Source organism: Photobacterium sp. GB-36 (assembly GCF_003026135.1).
In the GTDB taxonomy this organism is placed as follows: Bacteria; Pseudomonadota; Gammaproteobacteria; order Enterobacterales; family Vibrionaceae; genus Photobacterium.
This window is the reverse complement of record NZ_PYNY01000003.1, coordinates 309,644-322,822: the sequence shown is the minus strand read 5'-3', so window position 1 is coordinate 322,822 and position 13,179 is coordinate 309,644. Positions and strand designations below refer to the sequence as shown.

Here is a 13,179-nt window from a genome sequence, read left to right as displayed (position 1 = left end):
CTCTTCACCGACCACTTATTAGAAGCCTCGTCGAAAGACGGGGCTTTTTTGCATCAGATGTCTTTCATATTTTGTTGAATAGCATGTTTGGTAGAGCATCACAGCTCTAGGTAAATGGCGGACCAGAGGGTCGGGGGTTCCTGATCTATTAAAAAACTGCTCTTCACCGACCACTTATTAGAAGCCTCGTCGAAAGACGGGGCTTTTTTGCATCAGATGTCTTTCATATTTTGTTGAATAGCATGTTTGGTAGAGCATCACAGCTCTAGGTAAATGGCGGACCAGAGGGTCGGGGGTTCCTGATCTATTAAAAACCTGCTCTTCACCGACCACTTATAAAAAGCCTCGTTGAAAAACGGGGCTTTTTTACATCTGATGTTTATAAACCCTGTGAGTAAATAATACGATTTAAAGTGTTTTTACACAGCCATGTGTTGGTATTTATGACGTTAGCTTTTCCCATCCATCACACTGTGCCGTAACACCTTTGGTGATCCTTTCAACAGTAAATCCTTCTTTCTCCATCAAAGCGGGAAGTCCTTGCTCTCCGATTAAATGAAATGCGCCGACAACAACCATAAACCGTCCAGATTGATAATCTTCTGATTCACTGAGTATTTTTGTCCATTGACGATTCCGAGAAAAAATTAAGGCATCGTTGGTTTCTGGATCAAATTGGGTATCGTTGAATAGTTCGGTAAATTTTTTACTGTCGCCTTGTTTCCATACATTAACTAAACATTTCAGTGCTTGCTCTGTTTGTTGCCAGTTATTGATGGTCTCTAACAACATGTTAGTGCCATTTTCAGGTAAGTTTTGAAGCAGGTTTAATTGATGCTCAACCGTTTCAAATGCCTTAATTGGTAGATTTTGCTGCTGCGCTCTTTTCAATAACACATAATCGATACCCTGATCGGTCGATAGATTTTGTTGCTTAGCGAGTGCAAGCTGGAGATAAGTTGCTGTCAACCATGGTGGCTGAGCAATAAGGTGTTCATAAGGAAGTTGTAGTGATGTTGTGATTATTTGAAGCGTTTGGAGTTGTTCGGAATTGAGTTTGTCTTGGGTTAATGGTGGCTGGTATTGTTCGATGGTCGATGTTGATTGAGTGAGTATATTGGCTTCAACAATTAATGCATCAGCATGTTTCCATTGCGTTAAAAAAGCCTTTGGTAATGGAAACATGTCTTTCTCACCCGCATGTATTGAACCTAATACATAGAACTGGCGTTGCGTGTCATAAATTTTCCAAACAATGGGCTCTGCGAATGCATGATGAGAAATAAATGGCAGCAGCACCAGAATTTTTGAAAGTAAAGATCTAAACATTCATCGCCTTAAAATAAGAAATTATACGTTTTCTTAGTTATAACAAAATATTCCTGATTAGTAATAAAAAAGGCTACTGAGAGTAGCCTTTGGTATTAGTTTGGTTAACTAAGGCTAGGGTGAAGCCAGAACCACCAAATAATTAATGCAATAGCAGCAATGCCTAATAACAAGCACATACTATTTCTCCTGTGCTGATTTAGCTTGGTAGCTAGGTTTAAATAAGCGAAGTCGATTGGCATTGGTAACTACCGTTATGGATGATAACGCCATGGCAGCCCCCGCAATGACTGGGCTGAGTAATGCACCCGTGAGTGGGTACAATACACCTGCAGCAATAGGAATACCTAAGCTATTGTAAATAAAGGCACCAAATAGGTTTTCTTTCATATTTCGCAAGGTTGCTTTAGATAACTCTAAGGCATCAACCACCCCATGAAGAGAGTGACGCATTAATGTAAATTGCGCACTTTCTATCGCAACATCAGTGCCACTTCCCATCGCAATACCGACTTCTGCCAATGCAAGAGCTGGAGCATCGTTGATACCATCACCGACCATTGCGACTCGATTACCTTGTTGTTGAAGCTGTTTTATTTGTTCCGCTTTACCATCGGGTAGCACATCAGCAACTACATCCGTAATGCCTAATTTAGTCGCGATAACTTGTGCTGTTTTAAAACTGTCTCCCGTTAGCATCACAACAGTCAGACCCATTTTTTGCATTCGTTTAACCGCACTTAATGAGTCACTACGTAGAGGATCGCTAATGCCAATAATTCCTATAAGTTGGTTATTTTTCGCTAAGTAAACAGGTGTTGCACCTTGAGAGGCGATATTATCAAAGTCAGTTTGGGCTTGATTGATATCAACATTGTATTGGGTCATTAATTTTTCATTTCCCAGTATCACGCTGCTTGTATCAATAGTGCCTGACACACCCATACCTGCAATGGCTTTAAATTCTGTTACTCGACTGAGAGTCAGATCTTTTTGTTTCGCTGATTCAATAATAGCATTCGCTAAAGGATGCTCCGAACCTTGTTCTAAGGTAGCGGTTAATTGTAATAGCTGATCTTCAGTAAGAGCGGTATAGCTCTGAATACTTACCACTTGTGGCTTCCCTTCAGTGAGCGTACCTGTTTTATCTAACACAACAGTATTGATGTTGGCTGCTTGCTGTATAGCTTCAGCATCACGGATTAAAATCCCCAGCTCTGCTGCGCGCCCAACACCTACAGTGACTGACATTGGTGTAGCAAGACCTAATGCACAAGGACAAGCAATGATAAGTACGGTCGTTGCAGCGACTAACATATAAACCGATGACGGTGCTGGACCGAAGTAGTACCACACCATGGCAGTAATGATGGCGATGATCATGACACTTGGCACAAAGATGCTTGAAATAGTATCAGCTAAGCGTGCAAGTGCGGGTTTGCTGCTTTGCGCTTGACGAACGAGTTGGATAATTCGAGCTAGCATTGTATCGCTGCCAATATGCTCAGCTTTAAAGAGTAATGCTCCTTGCTGGTTGATAGTCCCTGCTCTGATTTTGTCACCATTCTGTTTGTGAACAGCAAGAGGCTCACCCGTTAGCATCGATTCATCTATATAGGTATTACCTTCAATAACGACACCGTCAACAGCGACTTTTGCACCAGGGCGAAGACGTAACGTCATCCCACTTTTTATTTCATTAAGTGGACGCTCACTTTCCACGCCGTTTTCAACTACGATAGCCGTTTGTGGTTGTAGATCGATTAAACGCTCTAATGCTTTCGATGTTTGACTACGCGCGCGAGCTTCAAGGGCATGGCCTAATGTAATTAAACCTATAATCATGGCTGTTGCTTCGAAATACACATGGCGAGCAGCAGCTGGAAACATATCAGGTTTAAGCACAACTAACATTGAAAATAGCCAAGCAGCACCGGTCCCCAGCGCAACTAATGTATCCATAGTAGCGCGATGATGTTTAAATGCTTTCCAACTATTGAGATAGAAATCTTTACCAACAGTTACGATCAATAATAGGGTGATTAAGCCAACAAATCCCCATGCCAATTGGCTGGTGGTTGAGTCGATCATCATACTACCGCCAAAGATCCCCCAAGCCATCATAGGAACCCCTAAGCCAAGTGCAATAAATGCATTTCTTAAGTGTGTTTTGAATGTTTGAGTATTTTGTTGTTGTTGACGATGACGTCGAGTTTGTTCATCTTCACTGATTTCAGCGCCATAACCGGCTGCAGTAATCGCGGTAATAACGGCTTTTATATCAGGATTACCTGAGATAAGTGCTGTACGCTCCGCAAGGTTTACACTGACGGTATCAACACCTGTAACTTGCTTAATCGCTTTTTCAACAGAGGCGACACAACTGGCACATGTCATACCTGATAACAGTAGCTGTTGAACCTGAGAACTTTCAGATGAGAGAAGAGCATTTAGCGCTTTATCATCCTTGTTCTCTTGCTCATTGGTGTTTACTGGTTGAGCTAATTTGTCATCTATAGTTGTTTGTGTTGCTTGGTAGCCAGCCTCTGTAATAATGGAAATGACATCTTCTGCAGTAAGTATTGTTCTAATTTCTGCATGCGTTTTATCTAAAGCAAGGATTTTGATCTGATCATTGGCTTTTAGTTTCTCTGTCAATTTGGCAACGCACTTTCCGCATGAAAGCCCTGATAGAGTAAACATCAGTGTGTCTTTTTCTAATTCCGACGAAGCAGGTATTATTTGATAACCCAGTGATGTAATAATATCGGTAAGTGTTTGCTCACTTAGAGAGCCCGTTATATCAGCTGTTTCTTTCGTTATACTAGCGCTGAAAATATCATTCCGGTTTGCTAGTGCGGCTTCAACTTTAGCCACGCATCGACCACATGATAAACCAGCTAGTGCAAGTTGATAGTGGAAACCGACGTGATAGCCTAATGCATTGATCTTTTCAGACATTGTTTTTAGTGGGCTTTCACTATTTACAGTAATTTGCTTTGTATCTATATCGATAATTTGGCAGTCGGGCAATGTTGCTAAAGCTGAACGTATTTTATTTACGCAGCTCATGCAATGGACGTTCGCGAGTGGGAGAGTAATAGCATTCATATTGAGCCCTTACGCCTTACTATATTTAAAGGATGAAGTAAGAATAAACCTTCCAGTTACTGTAAGGTCAAGGTATGTTTGGTGTATTTTAAAGAATAGATAAAACGTGGAAGGATAAAGATGATTAATATAAGTGAGGTCGCTGAAAAAACAGGGCTAACAGCAAAAACTATTCGGTTTTATGAAGCGAAAGGTGTGATAAGCCCAGCTCCTAGAGGTGCTAATGGATATCGTTATTATAATCAAAACCATATTTCAGAGTTACTGTTGATCAAACGTTCTCGAATGATTGGATTTTCTCTTGATGAATGCCGTGATTTATTAACGTTATCAATGAACTCAAGTCGTCAGAGTCGTGATGTAAAACAAAAGGCGGAAGAAAAGTTAAAAGAGATAGATATTAAGATTAATGAATTACTACAGATGAAGAAAACACTAGAAGCATTAACGAAGCAATGTCCTGGAGATAAAAATTCAACCTGTCCGATATTGGAAGGGTTAGTACAACAAGAATAAACAGGCGCTAGAAAATTAGCACCTGTTATTAATTCTGATTATGAATTACTGTCAGTCATTGCAAGTGTGCCGTCGTAAGGGATCACTTGTAGCTTGGGTTTTGGATGCTTTGTGAAAATCACAAGTTCATCTTTATTCAGTCTTTGTAACGAAAGCTGGTACCAAAAACGTTTATTTGCAAAGTTTAAGCTCTCTATCGAAGAATCAGTAATTTTCTTGGTGTGATCTTCATTACTGGTGATTAATATTGCCGCATTGCCAAAAGCGTAAAAATACAGTCCTTTTAATACGGTATAGCCATTATCTTGTTTTGGGTCGGGATAGTCTATTAAGGTGTATTGACCAAATTTACAACTGCCGAACTGTTCATGGCCGGGAGTGGTTAATTTATAGTTAAAGTCGCAACCCATACCGTTAATAATTGGAAATAACATCAGAGCAACTAAGGCCATGATGATGTATTTAATTTTTTTCATACAGTTTACCTGCTGAATCTATATATATAGTGCCTTTCGATGGCAGGTTTTTAGGCAATTCATTTAAGTTAAGAAGCTCTATATTACCACAGATCTGCTGATTATTAACGGATACACAGGGTGGTGTTTGCCAACTACTGGTCCAAAGTCCTATCCATGCTAATAATGCAATCATGGATATACCACAACCAATTTTTGCTATCTTTGATAACGGTTGTTTTGCTGTGGTGTCATTTTTCTGCTCACCGTTATTATCCAATAATGCAGTTACATTCTCTTCTTTATTTAAAGATGCGTTTGCACTTTGACTAGTCGTTATATGGTCACTGTCTGATACGAGCTCTGGTTGGATTTTATGCTGTATAAAAGTGTTTTTAGCAATCGTAAATCCAGCCCCTTTTATCGTAATGATAATTTCATTTTTTGTTTTAAAAGCTTTGCGTAAATTAGCGATAGCAACATTTAATGAGTTAGGTACAACGACTTTATCAGGCCAACCGATCTCCAGTAATTTATCGCGGCTAATAATCTCACCATTATTATCAATTAAGTATTGTAGTATTTTTGTCTCACTAGCACTGAGTTTGGTTGTAGTATCAGGTGTAGAATAAGCGCTTTTTTGGGGTTCAAAGCTATCTTTACCCTGCTTATATATAATCATTGATTTACCTATTCACTATCTACAAAAGACCATAGTCGCCTTTTAACGTATTTATCATTGTTATTATTTATAGTGCTAAATGTATCTTGGCGCAGCGGGATAAACTACGCAATTTTTAGCAGTTACTCTGTCTAAATTGAAGACTTAAGTAACATGTATTGGATGAAAGAAAAACAAAAAATAATCCAGTATCTTTTTTGTCAGCATTGATGCTAACAAAAAAATTTATTTATGGAAGAGATAATAAAAGTAGCAGATACCACATTGTGCAGATAAATTAATCTTTGATCGTTTTTTGATAATTCAATACACCTATATAAAGTAATGTTTTTAGATGGCTGGAATCATAAAAAAGAACTATTTAATTATTTGTTTTTTATTGCTTTATGTTTTTTTACATGGTTTTTTTATCTTTTTTTAGAACTGTTTTTTCTAGATGAATTGTTTTGTATTTTCCTTTATCTCCTTTTTTTTCTGAAAAAACTATTTTTCAGAAGTCCGATTTTTTTTGTGGTGAAAAACACAAAATAATTGTGAACATCATTTTTTATTACTTGCCATAACATCGTATTCGTCACAAAATACACCCCGTTCCTGACAATAACTGCTTTGCGATACACATTAAAAAAATAGTACGCACTACATAAAGCAGACTTAAAAAGTTTAAGCATTACTCAATGGAGTTAAACATGAAATTGAAATCTCTATCTCTATCTGTACTAGCAGCTTTATCTCTAGGTGTTGCTACATCTGCTACGGCAGCTGATGCAACTACTAGCACTACAGCTACAGCGCCTGCACAAACTGCTCCTTCTTACGATCAATCTGGTTTCTGGGTTGGTGGCGCACTAGGTATGGGTTACGTATCTAACAGCGATATTTCTAAGTTCCCTGGTTCTGCAAACGGTGAAGCACCAAGTGTTAAACTAGATGCTGGTTACGACTTCAACCAATACTTCGGTATCTACGGTAGCTACGATTACATGCATGATCTAGGTAATGCTGACATGCACCTAGGTACTTTGGGTGTGAAAGGTAACCTACCTCTAACTCAAAAACTATCTGCGTTCGGTAAGTTAGGTGCTACATACATCTACGCTGATAACAAGAACTTTGCAAACAACGCGCTACACATGAAGTCTGACAGCTTCTCACCAACAGTTGGTTTAGGTCTGTCTTACCAAATCACTCATGCACTATCTACTCAAATCGGTGCTGATTACTACCAAGACCTACGTACTTCACACGGTCACGCTGATCTAACTCAAGCGTACTGGGGTATGACTTACAAGTTCGGTCAACCAGCAACTCCAATGGTTGTTACTAACAACGTTGAAGTAGTTAAAGAAGTAGCTGTTGAGTCTCAAGTACCAACTCGTTCTTCTTACGTTCTACCATACCAAAATGGTCAAACTAAGCTAAATGACTACGGCCGTTACAACCTAGGTGAAGTTATTGCAACTATGCAAGCTAACCCAGAAGTTAACGCTCAAATCATTGGTCGTGCAGACAAAGTTGGTTCTGCTGCAGTTAACGAAAAAGTTTCTGCAGAGCGTGCAGCAAACGTTGCTAAATACCTAGAAGCTAACGGTATCGACGCATCTCGTCTAACTGTTTCTTCTGTAGGTTACAACAACCCACTTAAAACTGACTCTGCGACTAATACTAACTACGTTCAGCGTTCAGTACAGATCATCCTTAAGTAATTAAGACTGATCCACATCTATCTAGTATTTTATTACTAAGATAAATTAATGCCGGTGATATTTTCACCGGCATTATTTTTTTAATCACATTCTCATTAAATCACTTTTAATTCGTCGCGTTTAATGCGGAGGACTGTGTACGTCAAGCGTAAGCGATTTAATTAGAATGAATTAAGATATGTTGTAAGGACTAATAATGAAAAAAACAACGTTATGTTTATTAGCATTAATGACCATTTCATTAACTGGGTGCTTTTCCAACCAGCAATTTGAAAAATCAGCACAAATGGTTGGTGATTGGAAACTAAAAGGTGGAGTTGAGCTCCCCGGTATTACAAAGCATCGACCATCATTAAATATTGAATCAAACATGAAGGTAACAGGTTTTACCGGTTGTAATGTTTTTAAAGGTAAGGTTGAGCCAGTCGGTGATTTTTCGCTTCCATTTGTCACGCGCAAAATGTGTTTACCTGAGTTAGTTAAACAAGAAAATAATATGCTAAATGTGTTACGCAGTGCGACAAGTATTGAAGTGATTAACAATAGCCTCATTGTTGATGCTGGCGATAAGTTTTTGGTATTTGAAAAAACTAATGCAAGTTGATTGTCTTATGTGATTTAATTTTATGTAGAGCCCAGCCATTGTGCTGGGCTTTTTTATAAGTAGAACTAAGGATAGAAGATGCCTGTTATCGCGCCAACGCAAGTCGTATTTACTCAACAACAATGGTTGCTTGATAGTACTGTACTAATGATAAGTCATTCAGGTGACGAAAATTATGTTGTTACCCAGTCGACCCCTTTTCATCCTGTTAGCCATATTTGGCCTGATCATCCTGCTGATCAAGGGATGATTATTCATGCTGATAAACAGTATCAGGTTAACAATTGTGTCGTTGGTGCTATTGAGCTAGCAACAAACAATCTTTTTATTGCCCAAGACATTCCGGTTAAACGGGATACGGAAGGATGGGTGTTTGTTGTTGTTCATATTATTACAGGAACAATAGACTTTGATATTGGCAATACAGTGACATTGTCTGTTGATAGGGAATATCAGCAAAGTTTGAGTCGTGGACATAGTGCGGGGCATTTATCTTCTTTAGCGTTAAATAAAGTTCTTCATAATGACTTCTGGCGAAAAGAGCCGACTCGTAGAGATGAGCTTGGTTTCTATGATTTTCATAGCTATGCCCAAGAAAAAAGTGAAGTGACGCCCGATCTCAGTACTGACACGTATCGTTTAGGTAAAACATTACGTAAGCGTGGGCTAAACAGCGCAGATCTACTAGCAGAACTTAATGTTGTAGCTGAGCGTATTAATCTGCAACTCAGTGATTGGGTAGCATTAAAAACTGCTGTGGTAATGAGGCGAGAAGGTGATCATCTGACAGATTCGCGTTATTGGCAATGTAATTTAGGCTCTGAGGGCGTTATTGAGATCCCTTGTGGTGGAACTCATATTTTATCTTTATCTGAATATCAATCAGTTACCGTTAATTTTAAAGTGAATTCAGACCAAGAGATTGTGATGTATACCAAGAGTGTGAAAGCGTAATATTAAACGTTTATTTAGATTTTATTCTCTGAGTTATGCTTATAAAGATAAAGATCCTAATTTATATAATGCATGATCATTGTGTTTTAATATTATTTCTTGGATTTATATCCTGTTTAAAATCCAAATACAACATATGTAACTTATGCTTTCGGGAAGTGTATTGATAAATGTTCTTTTGATACCTGTTAGCTGATCAGGTTTGTTTTAAAAGAAGATCACCACTAAGCATGTTGATCATCGTGTTGATCTAAATTGATTGTTTTATGATTGTCGAATAATGGAAAAAACTTATTTATGATAATTCTTTGTGATGAAGATGAAGTTCTACGCGCAAGATAATTGTATTTCTGATTACCGCACTTAATAATCATTCGAAGATGTAAATTTTGTACAGAGGTCGAAGAGCATGGCTGATAACGTTGAAAATATTTGTCCGCAATGTAGCAGCTTATTAAGTTGGAAAGATCACGGCTATTTTTGCGATTTTTGCCAACAACAAGTTGAGAAACATGTATTTTGTCCTGATTGCAATGAGCAGTTAGAAAGATTACAAGCGTGTGGTTCTGCAAGTTATTTTTGTAATCATTGCAATGAGTTAAAGTCTAAATCTCGGGTTAAGGTACAATTTGAAATGCGTGCTGAGACACGCTAAATAGAATGTATAAAAAATGGCGCTAAATAGCGCCATTTTTGTTAACAGATACTATGGTTATTTGATAACACAGGAATGGATATCACCATCCGTTACTGTGGTGATAAGTTTATCACCATGCTGAACTTGTGATGTATTTCTGATTAGATCACCTTGCTCATTTCGAGTAATAGAATAACCACGGGCCAAAGTTGCGAGGGGGCTTACTGTTTCTAGTTTTTCTGCAGCTACCGCTAATTTATGTTTTGCATTTAGCAGCTTACGGTCTAAAGCATCATAGAGTCTTCGTTCACTCCGCTCTAAATTTCGTTGTGCATTGCTTACTAACGTAGCGGGGGAGTAAAGTGATATTTTATAGTTATTACTATCGATATGTTGTTGATGCTTTTGTAATTTTTTCTGCATCGCTTGAACTAAGCGTTGACTAATTTCATCAAGATGTTGCTGCTGCTGATTTAAACGAAGCTGTGGATGCTGACGCTCTAAACGGTGTTGTAGTTGAGTTGCTTGGCGCAAAGAGTGTGATAAATACGACCTGACGGCATGGCGCAATTGTTGTTTTTTACGATCGAGTAATTGTGTTTGGTGAGTCATATCGCGACTGATCAACTCAGCGGCAGCAGAAGGTGTTGGTGCACGGACATCGGCAACAAAATCTGCGATAGTGACGTCGACCTCATGACCAACCGCACTGACAATGGGGATCTGGCTAGCGGCAATGGTTCGCGCGACAATTTCTTCATTAAATGCCCAAAGATCTTCCAGTGAACCGCCACCTCGACCGACAATTAATACATCACATTCCTGCCTAGCATTGGCTCGACCAATCGCTTGTGCAATAGAAATTGCAGAGCCTTCGCCTTGTACCATGGTTGGATAAATCACAATGGGTAAACTCGGATCGCGACGTTGCAAAACGTGTAAAATATCGTGCAGAGCCGCGCCTGTTTTTGAGGTAATAATACCTACTCGTTTAGGTTGTTCTGGCAGCGTTTTTTTGAGTGATTGCGCAAATAAACCTTCCGCTGCTAACGACATTTTTAATTGTTCAAATTGCTGTTGTAAGCGACCATCGCCTTCTGGCTGCATACTTTCAATGATCAGCTGATAATCACCACGTGGTTCATATAATGACAAACGCGCCTTAACTAATACTTGATTACCATTGGCAGGTTTAAAGGTCACATGTCGATTACTGCCTTTAAACATGGCACATTTAACTTGGGCACGTGAATCTTTCAGGGTGAAATACCAATGACCAGAAACGGGCATCGAAAAATTAGATAACTCACCAATAAGCCACACTACACCCATTTCATTTTCAAGTACGAGACGTACTTGTGCATTTAAGCTAGAAACCGTGTAAATACGACTATTCGTTTGGCTTTGAGGGGAAAAAGTGGTCACTAGGAATGGTACCTGCTATCGAATGAAGTAGTAGGCAGGCGGTCAAAATAAAACCGAATAAGACATAAAGTATACAGGCAGATCAATGGACAGATCTTGGCCGTATTTCCTTGACCGCATCACCGGATAGTTAACCGAAATATATTACTTATCAATTAAAATGTGTCAAGAAAAAAAAATAAAAAAAATCTAGCCAAACGTTTGCTTCATACGTATAATTCGACCGCAATATTTTATCCTTCTTTAAACCCCTATTCGGTGTGAGATATTGCAATGTTACGAATTAAACAAGAAGCTTTAACCTTCGATGATGTTTTGCTGGTTCCTGCCCATTCAACCGTTCTACCTAACACTGCCGATCTGCGCACTCAACTGACAAAAGATATTTCTCTTAATATCCCAATGGTGTCAGCGTCAATGGATACTGTGACTGAAGGTCGCTTAGCTATCGGTCTTGCTCAAGAAGGTGGTATCGGTTTCATTCACAAAAATATGTCTATCGAACAGCAGGCGGATCAAGTTCGCATGGTGAAAAAGTTCGAAGCAGGTGTTGTTTCTGAACCTGTGACTGTTAAACCTACCGCAACGATTGCTGATGTTAAGCGATTAACAGAGCAGAACGGTTTTGCTGGTTACCCTGTAGTAACAGATAGCAATGAGTTAGTTGGTATTATTACAGGTCGTGATGTTCGATTTGTTACTGATCTTTCAAAGACAGTTGAAGAAGTGATGACATCTAAAGCAGATTTAGCATCGGCTAAAGAAGGCGCATCTCGTGAAGAAGTTGAAGCTATCATGCAACAACACCGTGTTGAAAAGGTGTTACTTGTTGATGATGAATTCCGCCTTAAAGGCATGATTACTGCAAAAGACTTCCAAAAAGCAGAACGTAAACCTAATGCTTGTAAAGACGAGCGCGGCCGCTTACGTGTAGGTGCTGCGGTTGGTGCTGGTGCTGGTAATGAAGAGCGTGTAGCTGCTTTGGTTGAAGCTGGCGTAGACGTACTGCTTATCGATTCTTCACACGGTCACTCTGAAGGCGTTCTACAACGTATTCGTGAAACGCGTGCGGCATTCCCTAATCTTCCAATTGTTGGCGGTAATGTCGCTACGGCTGAAGGTGCGCGTGCTCTTATTGAAGCAGGTGTGAGTGCAGTAAAAGTTGGTATCGGCCCTGGTTCAATCTGTACAACTCGTATTGTTACAGGTGTTGGTGTTCCACAAATTACCGCAATTTCAGAAGCGGCATCTGTTGCTGATCAATACGGTATTCCTGTTATTGCTGATGGCGGTATTCGTTACTCTGGTGATATGTGTAAAGCGATTGCCGCTGGTGCATCATGTGTAATGGTAGGTTCTATGTTTGCTGGTACTGAAGAAGCACCGGGTGAAGTTGAACTATACCAAGGTCGTTCATACAAATCATACCGTGGCATGGGTTCACTAGGCGCAATGTCAAAAGGTTCTTCTGACCGTTATTTCCAAACTGATAATGCGGCTGACAAATTGGTACCAGAAGGTATTGAAGGCCGTGTTGCTTATAAAGGTTACCTAAAAGAAATCGTTCACCAACAAATGGGTGGCTTACGCTCAAGCATGGGCCTAACGGGCTCAGCAACGATTGAAGAGCTTCGTACTAAAGCTGAATTTGTACGTATTTCAGGGGCTGGCATGAAAGAGTCACACGTTCATGATGTGACTATTACTAAAGAAGCACCTAATTACCGTATGGGTTAATTGTTACCCACTCATCTTTGGGT

General features: G+C 39.4%; 11 protein-coding genes. 6 read left to right on the top strand and 5 right to left on the bottom strand.

Going from position 1 to position 13,179, the window contains the following annotated elements:
- Window positions 1–441: 441 nt before the first annotated feature.
- Together C9J46_RS04850 and C9J46_RS04845 are read right to left on the bottom strand one after the other, a co-directional pair.
- Window positions 442–1,329, bottom strand: a complete 888-nt coding sequence (locus tag C9J46_RS04850; RefSeq protein ID WP_107205394.1) for a TraB/GumN family protein — start codon at window positions 1,327–1,329, stop codon at window positions 442–444.
- Window positions 1,330–1,509: 180 nt separating this feature from the next.
- On the bottom strand, window positions 1,510–4,440 hold the full coding sequence (locus C9J46_RS04845) for a copper-translocating P-type ATPase (RefSeq protein ID WP_107290611.1): 2,931 nt from the start codon (window positions 4,438–4,440) through the stop codon (window positions 1,510–1,512).
- 120 nt (window positions 4,441–4,560) lie between these two features.
- Between C9J46_RS04845 and cueR the strand changes: the two genes are divergently transcribed.
- On the top strand, window positions 4,561–4,956 hold the full coding sequence (gene cueR, locus C9J46_RS04840) for a Cu(I)-responsive transcriptional regulator (protein WP_107205396.1): 396 nt from the start codon (window positions 4,561–4,563) through the stop codon (window positions 4,954–4,956).
- Window positions 4,957–4,994: 38 nt separating this feature from the next.
- On the opposite strand, the gene C9J46_RS04835 is transcribed toward cueR, so the two are convergent.
- Window positions 4,995–5,432, bottom strand: coding sequence for a hypothetical protein (locus C9J46_RS04835; protein ID WP_107205397.1), 438 nt, complete (start codon window positions 5,430–5,432; stop codon window positions 4,995–4,997).
- Complete coding sequence (locus C9J46_RS04830; RefSeq protein ID WP_107205398.1) at window positions 5,419–6,093, bottom strand: winged helix-turn-helix domain-containing protein; 675 nt, start codon at window positions 6,091–6,093, stop codon at window positions 5,419–5,421. Before C9J46_RS04830 ends, C9J46_RS04835 begins: the two co-directional genes overlap by 14 nt.
- A 689-nt stretch (window positions 6,094–6,782) precedes the next feature.
- Between C9J46_RS04830 and C9J46_RS04825 the strand changes: the two genes are divergently transcribed.
- The 4 genes from C9J46_RS04825 (at window position 6,783) to C9J46_RS04810 (ending at window position 10,012) form a co-directional block, all read left to right on the top strand.
- Entirely contained in the window at window positions 6,783–7,799 is a 1,017-nt protein-coding gene (locus C9J46_RS04825; RefSeq protein WP_107205399.1) for an OmpA family protein, read from the top strand.
- 196 nt (window positions 7,800–7,995) lie between these two features.
- On the top strand, window positions 7,996–8,403 hold the full coding sequence (locus C9J46_RS04820; protein ID WP_107290610.1) for an META domain-containing protein: 408 nt from the start codon (window positions 7,996–7,998) through the stop codon (window positions 8,401–8,403).
- Window positions 8,404–8,481: 78 nt separating this feature from the next.
- A complete protein-coding gene (locus tag C9J46_RS04815; RefSeq protein WP_107290609.1) occupies window positions 8,482–9,357 on the top strand; it encodes a metal-dependent hydrolase in 876 nt (291 codons plus the stop codon).
- A gap of 409 nt (window positions 9,358–9,766) precedes the next feature.
- Window positions 9,767–10,012: a zinc ribbon domain-containing protein gene (locus C9J46_RS04810; RefSeq protein WP_045150963.1), complete on the top strand. Its 246-nt coding sequence runs from the start codon at window positions 9,767–9,769 to the stop codon at window positions 10,010–10,012.
- A gap of 57 nt (window positions 10,013–10,069) precedes the next feature.
- Here the strand turns inward: C9J46_RS04810 and xseA are convergent, their stop codons facing one another.
- Complete coding sequence (gene xseA / locus C9J46_RS04805; RefSeq protein ID WP_107290608.1) at window positions 10,070–11,419, bottom strand: exodeoxyribonuclease VII large subunit; 1,350 nt, start codon at window positions 11,417–11,419, stop codon at window positions 10,070–10,072.
- A gap of 273 nt (window positions 11,420–11,692) precedes the next feature.
- Here xseA and guaB point away from each other — a divergent pair, with 273 nt between their 5' ends.
- Window positions 11,693–13,156, top strand: a complete 1,464-nt coding sequence (gene guaB, locus C9J46_RS04800) for an IMP dehydrogenase (protein WP_107245683.1) — start codon at window positions 11,693–11,695, stop codon at window positions 13,154–13,156.
- Window positions 13,157–13,179 lie beyond the last annotated feature (23 nt).

What these genes read in the sequence shown, in the direction of transcription:
- C9J46_RS04845 (WP_107290611.1), bottom strand. Translation starts at nt 4,440, where the DNA reads ATGAATGCTATTACTCTCCCACTCGCGAACGTCCATTGCATGAGCTGC.
- C9J46_RS04835 (WP_107205397.1), bottom strand. Translation starts at nt 5,432, where the DNA reads ATGAAAAAAATTAAATACATCATCATGGCCTTAGTTGCTCTGATGTTA.
- C9J46_RS04815 (WP_107290609.1), top strand. Translation starts at nt 8,482, where the DNA reads ATGCCTGTTATCGCGCCAACGCAAGTCGTATTTACTCAACAACAATGG.
- C9J46_RS04810 (WP_045150963.1), top strand. Translation starts at nt 9,767, where the DNA reads ATGGCTGATAACGTTGAAAATATTTGTCCGCAATGTAGCAGCTTATTA.
- C9J46_RS04850 (WP_107205394.1), bottom strand. Translation starts at nt 1,329, where the DNA reads ATGTTTAGATCTTTACTTTCAAAAATTCTGGTGCTGCTGCCATTTATT.
- guaB (WP_107245683.1), top strand. Translation starts at nt 11,693, where the DNA reads ATGTTACGAATTAAACAAGAAGCTTTAACCTTCGATGATGTTTTGCTG.
- C9J46_RS04820 (WP_107290610.1), top strand. Translation starts at nt 7,996, where the DNA reads ATGAAAAAAACAACGTTATGTTTATTAGCATTAATGACCATTTCATTA.
- cueR (WP_107205396.1), top strand. Translation starts at nt 4,561, where the DNA reads ATGATTAATATAAGTGAGGTCGCTGAAAAAACAGGGCTAACAGCAAAA.
- C9J46_RS04830 (WP_107205398.1), bottom strand. Translation starts at nt 6,093, where the DNA reads ATGATTATATATAAGCAGGGTAAAGATAGCTTTGAACCCCAAAAAAGC.
- C9J46_RS04825 (WP_107205399.1), top strand. Translation starts at nt 6,783, where the DNA reads ATGAAATTGAAATCTCTATCTCTATCTGTACTAGCAGCTTTATCTCTA.